This window comes from Pseudomonas sp. 9.2(2024) (genome assembly GCF_039695385.1).
Taxonomy (GTDB): domain Bacteria; phylum Pseudomonadota; class Gammaproteobacteria; order Pseudomonadales; family Pseudomonadaceae; genus Aquipseudomonas; species Aquipseudomonas paraglycinae.
On record NZ_CP155585.1, the window covers coordinates 4,190,331 to 4,207,037 of the forward strand.

A 16,707-nucleotide genomic window follows, 5' to 3' on the forward strand; every position below is an offset into this window, starting at 1 on the left:
CGCGATTAATGACTGTGCTCGGCCGAGGCTTTGCCCAGCTCCGATTTGAGGACGAAGCTGCCGGCGCTCGCGACTTGCACGCCAGGCTCCAGTCCGGCGGTGACTTCCACTTGCCCCGCCGCGCGACTGCCCAGCTCTACCGCTTGGGCCTTGAAGCCATCTTCTGTGCGGACGAAGACCGTGGGTTTGTCCTCGACGGTCTGGACTGCGGTTTCCGGTACGGCGACTTTGGCCTGACGGCTGTCGGTGGCGACCAGCGCGGTGACAAACAGGCCGGGTCGCCACGAACCTTGCGGGTTTTCCAGGGTAACGCGCACGGTCGCGGTGCGGGTCTGTTCGCCGAGCAGGCTGCCGACGTAAGCCACGGTGCCGCTGACTTCGGCGTTCAACTCCGCCGCGCTGACGGTGACGGGTTTGCCCACTTGCACCTTGTTCAAATCCTTCGGCGACACGCCGAAGGTGACCCACACCCGCGACAAATCCGAGAGCGTGAACGCCGCCGTGGTTTCATCGACCACCTCGCCCGGCGTCAGGTGCTTTTCCACTACCACACCGTCGAACGGCGCCCGCAGTTCATAGCGATTGCCACCGGTGGCGACCACACTGCCACTGAGCACGCTGATCTTTTGCCGGGCATTGCTCACGGCAATTTCGGCTTCCTCCAGGGCCTGACGTGCCTGGAGGAAATCCTGTTCGGCGGAGATCTTGTCCTGCCACAGTTTCTTCTCGCGCTCGAACGTCGTGCGGGCCAGGGCCAAGCGGCGTTGCGCGGCTGCCTGCTCGCTGCGCTGATCGGAAATCTGCTGACTGGCGATCACCGCCAGCAACTGGCCCTTTTTCACCGACTGCCCGAGATTGACCGACACCGACTCGACCACGCCCGGCACGCGCGGCACCACATGCGCGGTGCGGTCTTCGTCAAAACGCACTTCACCGGGGAACGACAGGCCGAGGCTGAAGCTATGCGCCTGGGCGGCGGCCAGTTGAATCCCCGCCGCCGCGATCTGCTCGGCAGTCAATTCGATGTGCCCTTCTCCGGCGTGCTCGCCGTCAGCGGCGGCGCCTTCTTCGGCGTGATCGGCGTGTTCCGCCGCTTCATCGGCATGCGCATCGATGGACGCATTGCCGCTCCACATCACGCCGAGGCCAATGCCCAGCGCCAACGTCGCCGCAGCGACCACGATCAGTTTTTTGTCCATGGAAACTCCTCTGCGCCAAACCATCGCGCAGTGATCAGAAAGTTGAAATTCAAGGGTTGGCGCTGAGGTCGCCGAAGATGCGTTCGATGCGGACCCGGGCGTCGGTCGCCTCGCTCACCGCCTGCATGTATTGGCTGCGAGCGGCGATCAATGTGCGCTGGGCATCGAGTACGTCGAGGAAGCCGAACTTGCCCATTTCGAAACCGCGAGTGGCGCTGTCCACCGCACTTTGCGCGGCGGGCAGGATGGTCCTGTCAAATGCCTGGATTTCGCCGTTGGCGGTCTGCCATTGCGCCAGCGTGGTCTGGATTTCCGTGCGCAAACGCAGTTCGGTGGCGTTGCGCAGGTCACGCGCCTGATCGGTACGCCGCGCCGCCGCCAGCACGTTGCCCTGATTGCGGTTGAACAGCGGAATCGGCATCGACAGCCCCACCACGTTGACCCGCTCGCGCTCGGCTTCGCTGTATTGGCTGCCGACGCTGACGGTGAGATCGGGAATCCGCTGGGACTTTTCCAGCCCCAGCGACGCCTCGCGCTGGTCGATCTGCAACCTGGCCAGGCGCAGCTCCGCCGTCTCATTCAAGCGTTCAAGCAAACGGGTGGGCAGCGGTACGCTGGGCAGGCTTTGAGTCGCGGTCTGCACCGTAGTCGACGTCGGCAACGGTGCGCCCATGACCTGTGCCAACTGCTGGTACGCATTGGCCTGATCGCGCTCGGCGCGGCTCAATTCCAGGCGCACTTCCGAAAGCTGCACTTGCGCCCGCGTGCCTTCGACCGGCGACGACTTGCCCGCCTCGATCCGCCCCTGTGCCACACGCAAACCGTGCTCGGCGAGCTGCAGCGACTGCCGGGCCAGTTGCAAACGTTGCTGCGCGGTTTGCGCACCGTTGAACGCTTGAAGCACGTCGGCGCGCAGTGCGTTGCGCTTGCGCTCCAGCTCGATGCCGGCGGCATCCTGCGCACGACTCGCTACTTCAATCCGCGCGCCACGCTTGCCGCCCAGCTCGATCGGCTGGCTGAGCATCACCGTGGTGGTGCGCGATTCGCGCCGGGTGTCTTCGGCCTCCCACGACACTTCGGGATTCGGGATCAGCCCGGCCTGTTTGCGGTCGCCTTCGGCAATGCCGATTTCCCACTGCGCGGCGGCGAGATCCGGGTTGCCGGCGAAGGCGGTTTGCAGCGCCTGATCCAGCGTCAGGGTCGATGCACTGGCTAGGCTGGTACAAGCCAGCAACAAAAGGCCGCTGGCGGTTTTTTTCAGGCGTGATCGCGCCGTCAGTTCAATTAAACCGGGCAATGGAAGGCTTCCTTCAATCAAGAATCGTTGATGGCGCCACGGTAGGGTTTTGAACTTATCGACAAGGTGACGTGAACATTACAAATCCGTTATCCACGGTTTATCGAAGTTGTTTTGCTCTAGGATTCGAAGTTCGAATGGCTTTATTGCAATAGATAGAAACAAATACGCGTTAGTTATCCGCCGAACAGCACTTGCCGAAATGGAAGTCATCAAAAACCGACCATTTCGCTGCGACAGGCTGTCGCGGATGGCCGATTTAAAGGGCTCAGGCGTTGACTCTGTAGTCACTACAGCCTTTACCGTGCACGCCATCCAGTTAAAAAGTCCGTCAGGAAGTCCCTGCAAAAACTGCAACTTCCAGACTCACTTACTTAAATACCCATTCATCAAAAGTGGTGAAACATCATGCGAATCCTTGTCGTCGAGGACGAGCTTAAAGCTGCCGAATACTTGCATCAGGGCCTGACCGAAAGTGGTTATATCGTTGATCACGCCGTCAATGGCGCGGATGGTTTGCACCTGGCGCAACAACAGGTTTATGACCTGATCATTCTCGATGTGAACCTGCCGGAACTCGACGGCTGGAGCGTGCTGGAACAACTGCGTCGCACCCACTCCACCCGGGTGATGATGCTCACCGCACGCGGGCGGCTGGCGGACAAGATCCGCGGTCTGGATCTGGGCGCCGATGATTATCTGGTCAAGCCGTTCGAGTTTCCGGAACTGCTGGCGCGGGTACGCACGTTGATGCGCCGTAGCGAAAACATCCCGGTGCCGCAGGTGCTCAAGGTCGCCGATCTGGAACTCGATCCGGGCCGTCACCGGGCGTTTCGAGGCACGCAGCGCATCGACCTGACCACCAAGGAGTTCGCCCTGCTGCACCTGCTGATGCGCCAGTCCGGCGAAGTGCTGACCCGCACCCAGATCATCTCGCTGGTGTGGGACATGAATTTCGACTGCGACACCAACGTGGTCGAAGTTTCGATCCGTCGCTTGCGGGCGAAGATCGACGACCCGTTCGACAGCAAACTGATCCACACCCTGCGCGGTGTCGGCTATGTGCTGGAGGCCCGGGAATGAAGCCGGCCAGTCTGTCGCTGCGACTGGGGCTGACCGTGAGCATCCTGGGTGCGCTGCTGGTGGTTTTCCTGGCGATTCTTGCCTACTTCGCACTCACCCATGAACTCAATGCGTTGTCCCGGGACAGCCTGGAAAAGAAGCTGGAACAGGTCGAGCACAGCCTGACGCTGTACTTCGACACCGGCGAGATCAGCGCCAAGCCGCACATTCTGCTCGATCAGGTCATGGGGCATGACAACCTGACCCTGACCATTTACGACCTGAACAACCTGCGCACCCCGCTGCTCAAGTCCGGCTCGGGCCTGACCGATCCACGGATTGAACTGAAGGCAGTTCGGGCGACCACCGATCAGTTGACCCACACCGACAGCGCCGATGCTGAAGGCGCGAAGTTTCTCACCGTCTCCAAGCTGATTCGCCTCAAGGACGGCAGCAACGTACCGGTGCTGCTGTCGATGGATAACGCCCACGATCAGGCTCTGCTCAGTGCTTATTTGCGCTCGACGTTGATGGCTTTGCCATTGCTGCTGGTATTCATCGGCCTGACCGCATGGGGGGCGGTGCAACGAGGGCTGGCCCCGCTTCGGGAGTTTCGCAAAGTGGCGGCACGAGTGACGACGCAGGATCTCGATCACCGGTTGTCGGTGCTGAACATGCCCCAGGAACTCAGCGAACTGGCGCAGGGCATCAACGTCATGCTCGATCGACTGGACAGCGGCGTGCAGCAGTTGTCGCAGTTCTCCGATGACCTGGCCCACGAACTGCGCACGCCGATCAACAACCTGATGGGCAAGGCCCAAGTGACGCTGTCGCGAGAGCGCTCGGTCGAGGAATACACCAACGTTCTGGTGTCCTGCACCGAGGAGCTGGAGCGGGTCGCGCGGATTGTTTCGGACATGCTGTTCCTGGCCCAGGCGAGCCAGCCTGCGGCACACACCTCGTTCGAGCCGATTGCGCTGGAGGAAGAGGCGTTCAAAGTGGCGGATCTGTTTTTCCTGACGGCACAGGACAAACAGATCGATCTGAAGGTCATCGGCAGCGCTCAGGTATCGGGCGACCGGCTGATGATTCAGCGAGCGATTTCCAATCTGCTGTCCAATGCCCTGCGCCACTGCCCGTCCGGCAAGACCGTTTCGCTGTTCATCGAACAAACGCCGAACGAGGTGTCGCTGCGGGTGAGCAATCCCGGCACAGGCATCGAAGCGCAGCACCTGCCGTATCTGTTCGACCGTTTTTACCGGGTCGACAGCAGTCGCACCCGTTCACAGGGCAGTACCGGGCTGGGGCTGGCCATCGTGCATTCGATCATGACCTTGCATCAGGGCTCCGCGCAGGTTCAAAGCCGTCCGGGGGCGATGACCGTGTTCAGTCTGGTGTTTCCTGTGATGCACCGGGAACGGCACTGAACCGTCAAGCCGATTTGTGCGGTGTTTTCTCAAACCTCATGGGAAAAATCACCGCACAAGTGCTGCATCCATCTCCGTAAATCCTTCAGTACGAATTTGCGTCGTCCCCGCGCTGAAACGTCCGACAGCGGCACACGACAGAACGCCTCAAACCGCTGACTCCTTTCGCATGGTTCGCCCGTTGCCACGCAGTGCTGCCCCCCAGAAACACATCCGCCCGGCGTCAATTCACGTTTTATCAGTACGTATTTCGACACCGCTGAAACCCGCAGCTGGAAACGTCCGGACATTTTTGACCCCGCCCTCACCGCCCTTTTAGATTCGGTTCGTGCTTGCAACAGCACTCCCAAACAACAACCAAGGAGCAACATCATGGGCTACATGGGCAGCTTGAACGCAAACCCTATCGATGAACTGGAAGAGCAGGAAGCACCCTCGCCAGAGCAGATCGAAGCGCTGCAACTGACCGAGGAAGAACAGGCGGAACTCAACGCCGAGTGACAGAACCCGCGGGGGCCCTGCGCCCTCGCGGGCTTTCCAGGAAGGGAATCATGGACAAGACAACGTTGGCTGAGCGTGAGCTCACGGCCGCTCAGGCAGAACGGCGTATTCACACCGAACTTTCACGCCTGGGCCTCACACCACACACCCGCACCCTCGGCAGCAAAGTGGTTGCCGTTCAGGCCAGTCTGCATGGCAGCGACAACCGTCATGCCCGTGGCTCCGGCAAGGGCTATGCGGATCAGGCGCACCTGGGCGCGCTCTATGAAGCGCTCGAGCACTATTGGACGGATGAGCTCTGTACCTACGATGTTCACCACGAGACGGAACGCTATTTCAAAGACACGCCGGTGTTTGCCGATGACTCGCTTCTGCACAGGCTCACTTGCCAGCAAAACGTGCGCATCACCTGCCGGACCTATGTCTGTCCGCCGTGGCATGACCGGTTTTCCTATCCGGTGGCGCTGACCTCGCCGAACGGTTCACGTTTGCCCTCGTCACCGGATATGGCGGACTACCGCGCCGTGCAGCGCTACGCCAGCAACAGCGGCACCGCGATTGGCGCCACTTACAACGAAGCGATGCTGCACGCCGCCAACGAATGCATCGAGCGCGACGCCGTGTCGTTGTTTTTGCTCAACCATTTTTACTACGAAAATCATCCACCACTGCGGCGGGTGGCGCGTCTCACTGAAAGCGACGAACTCGGTCGTCTGTGGGCCGATGCCGAACAGGAGATCGACGGCGAAATCGTGCTGGTGGATATCAGCACCGAGTTCACGACCCGGACTTTTCTGGCCCTCACCACGAAGCCGGGCGCTCACCCACAGGTATTCGGCAGTGGCAGCTCCCTCGACCCGCGCCACGCGGCGTGGCGGGCGCTCACTGAACTGGTGCAATTGCAACTCAGCGCCGCCGAACCCGAATACCGACAGACGCTGAACAATGCGCTGCGCAATCTGCAGCCCTTCCCGCGACTGCTGCGCTGTGCGCAGTTCGATCCGCAGACGCTCCTGCATCGCTGCGTTCAACACGAAATCAGACTGCCGGATTCCGCTAAATACCTGTCGGTGGAAAACCAACTGTACTTGCTGACTCAAGACCTGCGGATTCATGGCCGTACGCTGGGGGCCGCCATCCTGCAGCGAACCGAGCTCGGCACCACCCTGCTCAACGTGGTGATCCCCGGACTGGAACGCTTCTTCGTGGTCTCCAGCGGCAACGTCGTCATTCCGCAAGCCCGAGGCCGTACGCTGGAGAGGCCAGCCGTATGAACCGACTCGATCGCACCCGGGAACTGACACTGGCCCGTTCGATGCGCCTTTACCTCAACGAGAACGGCACGGTTGGCCACTTCCTCGAACCACGAGGCAGCGGACTGCACCACGTTTTTTTCCTGCGGGTGAACGATGAGCTCTGGGTCGGCCGCAAGCTCCTGCAGCGTGACCGGCATTTCCGGTGGCAGGCCGGCAGTGCGCTCAAACCCGACATGTTGTTTGGCCCGCACCTCCACTCATTGTGGGGTGATGACGGGTTGTCGATCGGCTATCGGACGGTCTCCCCCGCAGACAAAGCGCAGTTCTTCGAGCACGCCTTGCATCAGGCTGACAGCGAGGTCCTGTTTCCCTTTCCGCTGCTGGATGAGGCGGGCCGGGAAGCGGTCTGCCCGGCAGACTTCTGGCAATGCAACGAATCACTGGCCGAACAGCTGAACACTGACGAACACCACTTGCGCGAATACTGCGCCGGGCTGCTCCAGGCCATCACTGAAAAAGGCGCGCTGATTTACGACCCGGCCTGTTCGACCGGCGCGTTCATCGCCCACCTCGCCCGCGCCCTGCCCGACTGTCTGTGCCTGGGCAGTGACCGTTCGGCCTCGATGATCGAACACGCCAGGCGCTGGCACAGCGGAACATCCATCGAATTCGACGTGCTGGAGGCGAGTGAAGCTTTCGATTCCGGGATTCGCTGCGATGTCTTGGTCCTGCGGTTCCTCAACGCCGAAGTCTTGACCCGACGGGATGCCCAGGCCGCATTCGAATCGCTGATCCGCTGCGTCAAGCCCGGCGGCACGATCCTCGTTTTCGGGCACACCCCGGTGTTGATTTCGGTCACCTGGCTCGCCTCCCTCCACCACCTGAAACTTGAATCCAGCGTCGCGGCACGGCCCGGGCAGGTCGAGCTGTTCCAGTTCTATCGTCTGACGGTTCCGGCGCCATGAGTTTTTCCCTGCACAGCCGAGGTTATTACCCGACCGGCGACGGCCATCAACTCTATTGGGAACGGCATGGTGTTCCGGGACACGAACCGGTGTTTTTTATCCATGGTGGTCCCGGCGGGCGTATCAGCCGCCACCATTTGCAGTTCTTCGACACGGGCCGGTTCGACATCATCCTGTTTGATCAACGAGGTTGCGGACGCTCGACGCCCTACGGCGAACTTCGGGATAACACTACCGGGCAGTGTGTCGAAGACATCGATGCCCTGCGCCAGCATTTCGGCTTCGAAAAAATCAGCGTGCTGGGGGTGTCATGGGGTAGCTGGCTGGCGATCCAGTACCAACAGCGCTATCCGCAGCACCTGCTGAAAACTACGCTGGTCTCGGTATTCGTGCCGTTTGCCGACAATGTCCGGGCCTACGATCAGGTACTCAATGACGGGCTGGCGCAATCGCCTCAAATGTCGCCCAGCCACCGTGCCAGGGACATCTACCGGATCCTCGGCGAAGGCTGTCCATTGCAACAACGCCGCGCCGCCATCGAATGGTTGAACGCTGTTCTACGTCGCACAGGGCAGGCGATTTGCCCCGACACGCTGGAGCGTTTCGTCGATCAGGAAGCCGTGCTCGCGATTCGTCTGGAACTGCATTACCACCTGCAGAACTACTGCTTCACGCCAAAGGATGAAGACCTGACCCTCGATGACAACACCCTGCTAATCCAGGGCATCCGCGATACCCATGGCATGGCCAGCGTGCGCTGGCTCAGGCAACGCATGAACATCCACTGCCGGCTGCTGCACGCCGGGCACAACGCCTTTGAAAACGCCCTCCTTAAAGCGGTGCGCCGGGCGGTGAAACGTGAAATCGAGGGCTAAAAAAACGGCACCCGAAGGTGCCGTTCCGTCCCGCAAAAGCGCTTACTTGCGTGCCGCCTCCCACGACTTGAGCAGTTCGTTGTAGCTCACGGTTTCGCCCTTCGGCTTCTCGTTGGCCAGCTTCGGTTTTGGTGCGCCCGGTTGGTCGAACCAGTATTGCGCGTCGCGCTCGGGGTTCATTTTCGGTGCGCACACCGCTTGGGCCTTGGACCGTTCCAGACGGGTCATGATCGCGTCCTGATCCTTGGCCAGACCGTCGAGGGCCTGTTGCGGGGTCTTCTCGCCGCTGGCGGCCTCAGCGATGTGGCTCCACCACAGTTGCGCCAGGCGTGGGTAGTCCGGCACGTTGGTGCCGGTCGGGGTCCATTGCACGCGGGCCGGGCTGCGGTAGAACTCGACCAGACCACCGAGTTTCGGTGCCAGATCGGTCATCGCTTGCGAGTTGATGTCCGATTCACGAATCGGCGTCAGGCCGACGATGGTTTTCTTCAACGAAACGGTTTTCGAGGTCACGAACTGCGCGTACAGCCAGGCCGCGAGTTTCTGTTTCTCAGGCGTGGATTTCATGAAGGTCCACGAGCCCACGTCCTGATAACCGAGTTTCATCCCCTCTTCCCAGTACGGTCCACGCGGCGACGGCGCCATACGCCATTTCGGCGTGCCGTCGGCGTTGACCACCGGCAGGCCCGGTTTGGTCATGTCGGCGGTGAACGCGGTGTACCAGAAGATCTGCTGGGCGATGTTGCCCTGGGACGGTACCGGGCCGGACTCGGAGAAGGTCATGCCCGCCGCTTCCGGTGGCGCGTACTTTTTCAGCCAGTCGACGTATTTGGTGGTGGCGAACACCGCCGCCGGGCCGTTGGTGTCGCCGCCGCGGGTCACGCTGGAGCCGACCGGGTGGCAATCCTCTACACGAATCCCCCACTCGTCCACCGGCAAGCCGTTGGGAATGCCCTTGTCGCCGCCACCGGCCATGGAGAACCAGGCATCGGTGAAGCGCCAGCCCAGGGACGGGTCTTTCTTGCCGTAGTCCATATGCCCGTAGATACGCTTGCCGTCGATTTCCTTGACGTCTTCGCTGAAGAATTTGGCGATGTCTTCATAGGCCGACCAGTTCACCGGCACGCCCAGTTCATAGCCGTACTTTTCCTTGAACTTGGCTTTCAGGTCGGCGCGTTCGAACCAGTCGGCGCGGAACCAGTACAGGTTGGCGAACTGCTGGTCGGGCAATTGATAGATCTTGCCGTCCGGCGCGGTGGTGAAAGAGATGCCGATGAAGTCCTTGATGTCGAGGGTCGGCGAGGTGAAGTTCTTGCCTTCGTTGGCCATCAGGTCGGTGATCGATTCGGTCTTGCCGTAGCGAAAGTGCGTACCGATCAGGTCCGAGTCGTTGACCCAGCCGTCATAGATGTTCTTGTCCGACTGCATCACCGTCTGCATTTTTTCCACGACGTCGCCTTCCTGCAACAAGTCGTGGGTCAGCTTGATGCCGGTGATTTCACTGAAGGCCTTGGCCAGCACCTTGGATTCATATTCGTGGGTGGTCAGGGTTTCCGAGACGACCTTGATGTCCATCCCGCGAAACGGTTCGGCCGCCTTGATGAACCACTTCAGTTCTTCGAGTTGCTGCTCGGCCGTCAGGGTCGACGGCTTGAACTCGCTGCCGATCCATTTTTTTGCGGCATCTTCGTAGGCGTCGGCCCAGGCGGACGCGCTCAAACCGCTGAGTGCCAGCATGGCTGCCAATGAAATGCTATGTCGCAGCTTATTTTTCTTATCGAACATAGAGACCTCCTGTTAGGTTTTCGGAGCAAGATTGCCGAGCGATTCGACTAGCCCCAACGCATCACAGCCAACAGCCACACCAGGGACAACGCGGACGCTACCCAGATGCTCCAGTCGGTCACGCCGATTACCAGCAGATGCAGGTAGGCGCTGCCGAGAAGACCGATGAACAAGCGATCGCCACGGGTGGTGGCAATCGGCAGAAACCCTCGCCGCAAGATGCTCGGCGAGCGCAATTCCCAGGTGGTCATGCCCACCAGGATCAACCCGATCACGATGAAAAACGCCGCCGTCGGGACGGTCCAGCTCATCCATTCCATCATCAGTTCCTCAGACCCGGCCCAGGGCAAAGCCCTTGGCCACGTGGTTGCGAACGAACCAGATCACCAGCATGCCGGGGAGGATAGTCAACACCCCCGCCGCCGCCAGTACGCCCCAGTCAATGCCGGACGCCGACACCGTGCGCGTCATCACCGCCGCGATCGGTTTGGCGTTCACCGAGGTCAGCGTGCGCGCCAGCAGCAGTTCGACCCAGGAAAACATGAAGCAGAAAAACGCCGTCACACCGATGCCGGAGCCGATCAGCGGTATGAAGATCTTCACGAAGAACTTGGGAAAACTGTAGCCGTCGATGTAGGCGGTTTCGTCGATTTCCTTCGGCACCCCGGACATGAAGCCTTCGAGGATCCACACCGCCAGCGGCACGTTGAACAGGCAGTGCGCCAGCGCCACGGCAATGTGGGTGTCGAACAGGCCAATCGATGAGTACAGCTGGAAGAACGGCAGCAGGAATACCGCCGGCGGCGCCATGCGGTTGGTCAGCAGCCAGAAGAACAGGTGTTTGTCGCCAAGAAAGCGATAGCGCGAAAACGCGTAGGCCGCCGGCAGCGCCACGCTCAGGGAAATGATCGTATTCAGACTGACGTAGTACAGCGAGTTGATATAGCCGGTGTACCAACTCGGGTCGGTGAAGATCACCTTGTAGTTCGCCAGCGTGAAATCCTGTGGGAAAAGGGTCAGTCCGCCGAGGATTTCGGTGTTGCTCTTGAACGACATGTTCAGCAGCCAGTAGATCGGCACCAGCAGGAACAGGATGTAGAGCAGCAGGGGGATCAGCTTTCTTTTGCTCATGGCCGGGCCTCAGCGGTTGGCATCGTTGTGGGTCATGGCGGTGTAGAACAGCCAGGACACCAGAAGGATGATCAGGAAGTACACCAGCGAGAATGCCGCCGCCGGCCCCAGGTCGAATTGGCCTACGGCCATCTGGGTCAGGGTCTGACTCAGGAAGGTCGTCGAGTTACCCGGCCCGCCGCCGGTGAGCACGAACGGCTCGGTGTAGATCATGAAGCTGTCCATGAAGCGCAGCATCACCGCGATCAGCAGCACGCTCTTCAACTTGGGCAACTGAATATGGCGGAACACGGCCCAGGCCGAGGCCCGGTCGATGCGTGCGGCCTGGTAGTACACGTCGGGAATCGCCCGCAGCCCGGAGAAACACAACAGCGCCACCAGCGAAGTCCAGTGCCAGACGTCCATCACCAGCACGGTGACCCAGGCGTCCATGGTGTTGGCCGCGTAGTTGTAGCTGATGCCCATGGCGTTGAGGCTTGAACCGAGCAGGCCGATGTCGGCGCGGCCGAAAATCTGCCAGATGGTGCCGACCACGTTCCATGGAATCAGCAGCGGAATCGCCAGCACGATCAGCACCACCGACGACCAACGGCCCTTGGTCGGCATGGTCAGCGCAATGGCGATGCCGAGGGGGATTTCGATCAGCAACACACACGCCGAGTAGATGAACTGGCGCAGCAACGAGTCGTGCAGACGCGGATCTAGCAGCACCTGCTTGTACCAGTCGGCACCGACGAAGTAGCGGCTGGACTGGTCGAAGATGTCCTGCACCGAATAGTTGACCACGGTCATCATCGGGATCACCGCACTGAACGCCACCAGCAGGAACACCGGCAACACCAGCCACCAGGCTTTGTTGTTCTGCACCTTGTTCATGGCTGTACCTCGCTGTCGGTGGCATCCAGCAGAAACTCGTCGGCATAGACCATCAGCCACTGCGCCGGAAAACTGATGTAGGCCGTGCCCTGCGGCACCGGTTTGTCCTCGGCCAGACGCACTTTCAGCGGCGCGCCGTCCAGATCCAGGGTCATGATCTTGTAGGTGCCGAGGTCTTCGACATGTACGACCCGCGCCTGCATCGCGTCATCGAACGGCTCGTCCCACACGTGAACGAACTCGGGACGGATGCCGACCTTCAGATTTTTCCACTGACCGTGTTCGATATGGCGCTGCAAGCCGTCGGAGAGCGGCAGATGAGTCGAATTGAAACCGACCCCGCCCGGTTGCGGCTGCACTTCGATCAGGTTCATCCCCGGGCTGCCGATGAAGTAGCCGACAAAGGTGTGGCTCGGCCGCTCGAACAATTCCCGTGGCGTGCCGAACTGGACAATCTGACCGCCATACATCACTGCGATCTTGTCGGCGAAGGTCGACGCCTCCAGTTGATCGTGGGTGACGTAGACCATGGTGATGTTGAATTGCTCGTGGATCTGCTTGAGCTTGCGCCGCAGTTTCCATTTCAGGTGCGGGTCGATCACCGTCAGCGGCTCATCGAAGAGGATCGCCGACACGTCATCGCGCACCAGGCCACGGCCCATGGAAACTTTCTGTTTTTCGTCGGCAGTAAGGTTGCGCGCCTTTTTGCTCAACAGGTTCTGCAGGTCGAGGACTTCGGCGATTTCCTGCACCTTGCTGTGTACTTTCGCTTCGGCCAGGCCCTGATTGCGCAAGGGAAAGGCCAGGTTGTCGAACACGGTCATGGTGTCGTAGACCACCGGGAACTGGAAAACCTGCGCGATGTTGCGCTTTTCCGGGGTCAGGTCGTTGACCGCTTTGCCGTCGAACAGCACATGACCCTGGGACGGGCTGAGCAGACCGGAAATGATGTTGAGCAAGGTCGACTTGCCGCAACCCGACGGACCGAGCAAGGCATAGGCGCCGCCCTGCTCCCAGATGTGGTCCATCTCGCGGATCGCGTAATCCTCAGGCCCGCTCGGGGTTTTGCTGTAGCTGTGGGCGAGGTGCTGCAAACGGATTTCGGCCATCAGGCAACCCTCGCGACGCGCCGGCCCGGTGCCTGCACCAGACGGCCCTGCGCATCGAACACAAACAGTTTATGAGTCGGGATATAGATGCGGATCGGCGCATCGACGTCGTATTCGTGAACCCCCGGCAAATGCAGCACCAGCAGGAAATGCTCGTTGCGCACGTGGAGGAAGGTTTCCGAACCGCTGATTTCCGCCACCTCGACGGTCACCGCCAGTTCCAGGTCGTCGTCGTTGCTCGGCACCAATGAGATGTGGCTCGGGCGAACACCAAAGCGGAACTCGCCCTCGCCCACCGGCCGCAGGTCGACGTTCAACGGAAAGTGCACGAAGTTGGCGAAACTCACTTCGTTGCCGGCGATGCGCCCCGGCATCAGGTTGATCGGCGGTTCGGAGAACAATTCAGCGGCCAGCACCGTTTGTGGCTGGTGATAGACCTCGGTCGAGGGGCCGCTCTGGATCACCCGGCCTTCATGAAGAATGGTGGTGGTGCCGCCCAGCGCCAGCGCTTCGTTGGGCTCGGTGGTGGCGTAGATGGCGATGGTGTGGCGCGCCTTGAACAGCTCGCGCATTTCCTGGCGCAGCTCTTCGCGCAGTTTGTAGTCGAGGTTGACCAGCGGCTCGTCGAACAGAATCAGTTCGGCATCCTTGACCAGTGCCCGGGCCATGGCCGTGCGCTGTTGCTGACCGCCGGACAGCTCCAGCGGATAGCGCTTCAGAAACTTCTCGATGCGCAGCATCTTCGCGGTTTCCTGCACCTTGCTCTGAATCTGCTCGTTGGAGATCCCGGCCTGGCGCAGCGGCGACGCGATGTTCTCGAACACCGTCATGGTCGGGTAATTGATGAACTGCTGATAGACCATCGACACGTTGCGCAGACGTACCGGGCGCTGGGTGACGTCGACGCCGTTCATCAGGATGCGGCCGCTGTCGGGCTTGTCCAGACCGGCCATCAGGCGCATCAGACTGGTTTTACCGGACAGCGTGCGCCCGAGCAAAACGTTGAAGGATCCAGGTTCGAATTTCAGGCTCGCATCGTCGATCCAGGTCTGGCCCTCGACGGTACGGCTGACGTGCTCCAGGGTGAGTGACATGGCTCGGCCTTTTTATTATTGGAGTCAAGCGACCTGTCCTGTAGAGCGACATTCGTGCCAGAAACGGCAAGCTGTTGATTTACCGGAAAATTCGCTGGAGGCCACGCAAACCGGGGTTCGTAGCTGAACACAAGTGAACAGTCGCGACTGAACAATTGAACAGTCGGGCGATTGACAATGAACAATAGTGAACAACACTCTATGGATGCTTTTTGCTCGTCGAACGAGCCATAACAAAAACAACAAGGCACCCTTCAGAGACTGCCAATCATGGCCGCACCTGCCCCGCCGCTTTCCCATGACGCCATCGTCCAGGACTCCTGGTCCCGTTGCCGCGCCTTTGGTCTCAATCATCAAAGCGCCCCGGCCTTCGATCAGTTGCCCGCTGCCGGCATCGCGCAGTTGCTCGACCGTCATCATTCGCTGGTGCAGACCACTCACCAGGAAGTGCTGCCGTATTACGAGAACATCCTGAGCAACTCCAACTGCCTGATCATGCTGGCCGACAATCAAGGCCAGGTGCTGACGTCCTGGGGCACCCAGCGCTTTATCGAGCCGAATCTGGCGCGCGGTTTTCAGGCCGGCGCCAGTTGGGTCGAGCGCGCCAGCGGCACCAACGCCATCGGCACGGCGCTGGCCTGCGAGCAGGCGGTGCACATTGAACACGATGAACACTTTCTCAAGGCCAACCGTTTCATGACCGGTTCCGCCGCACCGATTTTCGATGCCGAGCGCAAGGTCATCGCCGTACTCGATGTGTCCAGCGACAGCTATCTGCCACCGTCGCACACCCTCGGCATGGTCAAGATGATGAGCCAGACCGTGGAGAACCGGCTGATCCTCAACCTGTTCCATGGCCAGCACTTTCAACTGACCTTCAACACCGGGTTGAACAACCTCGACAGCCAGTGGGCCGGGCTGCTGATCTTTGATGAGAGCGGTCAGGTGCTATCGGCCAACCGTCGGGCCGACAATCTGCTGGGTGTGCGCTTGTCGCGGGTCAGCGTTGAAAGTCTGTTCAAGGTGTCGTTGCTGGAGTTGATCAATCAGCCAGACGGTTTGCCGTTCGCCTTGCAGACCTCCGGGCGCAATCGTTTCCAGTGTTTGTTGAAAAGACCTAAACAGGCACCGGTTCAGGCGCGGGTCTTTGCTGAAACCAGAGCCACTGAACCGAAAGTCGTCGTACCTACGGCCATCAGCCTGAGCACTTTGCACTTCGGCGACAGTCGCGTGGAGAAAGCCGTGCGCCAGGCCGAACGCCTGCTGGAAAAGGACATTCCGCTGCTGATTCACGGGGAAACCGGGGTCGGCAAGGAAGTCTTCGTCAAGGCCCTGCACCAGGCCAGCTCCCGCAGCAAACAGGCGTTCATTGCCGTCAACTGCGCGGCGATCCCCGCCGAACTGGTGGAGTCCGAGCTGTTCGGCTACGAGAAAGGCGCGTTTACCGGCGCCAACCAGAAAGGCAGCATCGGACTGATCCGCAAGGCCGACAAGGGCACGCTGTTCCTCGACGAAATCGGCGACATGCCGCTGCCGACCCAGGCCCGCCTGTTGCGGGTGTTGCAGGAGCGTTGCGTGCAACCGGTGGGCAGCAGCGAGCTGTTTCCGGTGGATCTGCGGATCATTTCCGCCACCAACCGTTCGCTCAGGGAACAGGTGCAACTGGGGCGCTTCCGCGAGGACTTGTACTACCGCATTGGCGGCTTGACTCTGGAATTGCCACCGCTACGCGAGCGCAGTGACAAGCAGGCGCTGTTCAAGCGGTTGTGGGAACAGCATCGCGAGCCATCGCAGTGGGCGGGATTGAGTCGCGAGGTGCTGGACTTGTTTGAACGACACCCGTGGCCGGGTAATCTGCGCCAAGTCAGCAGTGTGATGCAGGTGGCGCTGGCGATGGCCGAGGAACAACCGATTCGACCCGAGCATTTGCCGGACGACTTTTTTGTCGATCTGGAGATGGAGCCGGTGGAAGTGGCCGAGCCGCTGGGCATCGATCTGAACGATGCCGAGGCTTTGAACCGGGAGTTGCAACTGGCCGGCGGGAATATTTCCCACCTGGCGCGACGATTGGGGGTGAGCCGCAATACGCTGTACAAGCGATTGCGGCAGCTTGAGAGCTGAGCGCCTTCA

At 60.5% G+C, this 16,707-nt stretch carries 15 protein-coding genes; 7 read left to right on the plus strand and 8 right to left on the minus strand.

What is annotated here, in order from left to right:
- Positions 1–5 precede the first annotated feature (5 nt).
- Together ABFB52_RS18795 and ABFB52_RS18800 are read right to left on the minus strand one after the other, a co-directional pair.
- Positions 6–1,199 (minus strand): efflux RND transporter periplasmic adaptor subunit, encoded by a 1,194-nt coding sequence (locus tag ABFB52_RS18795; protein WP_129972710.1) that lies wholly within the window; start codon positions 1,197–1,199, stop codon positions 6–8.
- 49 nt (positions 1,200–1,248) lie between these two features.
- Positions 1,249–2,496 carry a TolC family protein gene (locus ABFB52_RS18800; RefSeq protein WP_129972709.1) on the minus strand — a complete coding sequence of 416 codons (1,248 nt, stop codon included), beginning with the start codon at positions 2,494–2,496 and terminating at the stop codon, positions 1,249–1,251.
- A gap of 408 nt (positions 2,497–2,904) precedes the next feature.
- Here ABFB52_RS18800 and ABFB52_RS18805 point away from each other — a divergent pair, with 408 nt between their 5' ends.
- The 6 genes from ABFB52_RS18805 (at position 2,905) to ABFB52_RS18830 (ending at position 8,582) form a co-directional block, all read left to right on the plus strand.
- Positions 2,905–3,579, plus strand: a complete 675-nt coding sequence (locus ABFB52_RS18805) for a heavy metal response regulator transcription factor (protein ID WP_007951475.1) — start codon at positions 2,905–2,907, stop codon at positions 3,577–3,579.
- Positions 3,576–4,985, plus strand: a complete 1,410-nt coding sequence (locus tag ABFB52_RS18810; protein ID WP_129972708.1) for a heavy metal sensor histidine kinase — start codon at positions 3,576–3,578, stop codon at positions 4,983–4,985. Before ABFB52_RS18805 ends, ABFB52_RS18810 begins: the two co-directional genes overlap by 4 nt.
- A 372-nt stretch (positions 4,986–5,357) precedes the next feature.
- Entirely contained in the window at positions 5,358–5,486 is a 129-nt protein-coding gene (locus ABFB52_RS18815; protein ID WP_007951477.1) for a hypothetical protein, read from the plus strand.
- Between the two features lie 50 nt (positions 5,487–5,536).
- Complete coding sequence (locus ABFB52_RS18820) at positions 5,537–6,760, plus strand: YcaO-like family protein (RefSeq protein WP_129972707.1); 1,224 nt, start codon at positions 5,537–5,539, stop codon at positions 6,758–6,760.
- The gene (locus ABFB52_RS18825) at positions 6,757–7,707 is read left to right on the plus strand and encodes a class I SAM-dependent methyltransferase (protein WP_129972706.1); all 951 of its coding nucleotides are present in this window, start codon (positions 6,757–6,759) and stop codon (positions 7,705–7,707) included. The genes ABFB52_RS18820 and ABFB52_RS18825 overlap by 4 nt, the downstream gene beginning before the upstream one ends.
- Positions 7,704–8,582, plus strand: coding sequence for an alpha/beta fold hydrolase (locus tag ABFB52_RS18830; protein ID WP_129972705.1), 879 nt, complete (start codon positions 7,704–7,706; stop codon positions 8,580–8,582). Before ABFB52_RS18825 ends, ABFB52_RS18830 begins: the two co-directional genes overlap by 4 nt.
- A 42-nt stretch (positions 8,583–8,624) precedes the next feature.
- Here the strand turns inward: ABFB52_RS18830 and ABFB52_RS18835 are convergent, their stop codons facing one another.
- Genes ABFB52_RS18835 through ABFB52_RS18860 form a run of 6 tightly spaced genes read right to left on the minus strand, consistent with a single transcriptional unit; the run spans position 8,625 to position 14,577 of the window.
- Entirely contained in the window at positions 8,625–10,367 is a 1,743-nt protein-coding gene (locus ABFB52_RS18835; protein WP_007951484.1) for an ABC transporter substrate-binding protein, read from the minus strand.
- A 47-nt stretch (positions 10,368–10,414) separates the two neighbouring features.
- A complete protein-coding gene (locus ABFB52_RS18840; protein WP_039767461.1) occupies positions 10,415–10,687 on the minus strand; it encodes a DUF2160 domain-containing protein in 273 nt (90 codons plus the stop codon).
- Positions 10,688–10,697: 10 nt separating this feature from the next.
- The gene (locus tag ABFB52_RS18845; protein WP_127798748.1) at positions 10,698–11,498 is read right to left on the minus strand and encodes a carbohydrate ABC transporter permease; all 801 of its coding nucleotides are present in this window, start codon (positions 11,496–11,498) and stop codon (positions 10,698–10,700) included.
- A gap of 9 nt (positions 11,499–11,507) precedes the next feature.
- The gene (locus ABFB52_RS18850) at positions 11,508–12,374 is read right to left on the minus strand and encodes a sugar ABC transporter permease (RefSeq protein WP_007951487.1); all 867 of its coding nucleotides are present in this window, start codon (positions 12,372–12,374) and stop codon (positions 11,508–11,510) included.
- Positions 12,371–13,483 carry an ABC transporter ATP-binding protein gene (locus ABFB52_RS18855; RefSeq protein WP_085745965.1) on the minus strand — a complete coding sequence of 371 codons (1,113 nt, stop codon included), beginning with the start codon at positions 13,481–13,483 and terminating at the stop codon, positions 12,371–12,373. The genes ABFB52_RS18850 and ABFB52_RS18855 overlap by 4 nt, the downstream gene beginning before the upstream one ends.
- Positions 13,483–14,577 (minus strand): ABC transporter ATP-binding protein, encoded by a 1,095-nt coding sequence (locus tag ABFB52_RS18860; RefSeq protein WP_007951489.1) that lies wholly within the window; start codon positions 14,575–14,577, stop codon positions 13,483–13,485. The genes ABFB52_RS18855 and ABFB52_RS18860 overlap by 1 nt, the downstream gene beginning before the upstream one ends.
- A 270-nt stretch (positions 14,578–14,847) precedes the next feature.
- On the opposite strand from ABFB52_RS18860, the gene ABFB52_RS18865 reads away from it, so the two are divergent.
- Entirely contained in the window at positions 14,848–16,698 is a 1,851-nt protein-coding gene (locus ABFB52_RS18865; RefSeq protein WP_129972704.1) for a sigma-54-dependent Fis family transcriptional regulator, read from the plus strand.
- The last annotated feature ends 9 nt before the right edge of the window (positions 16,699–16,707 follow it).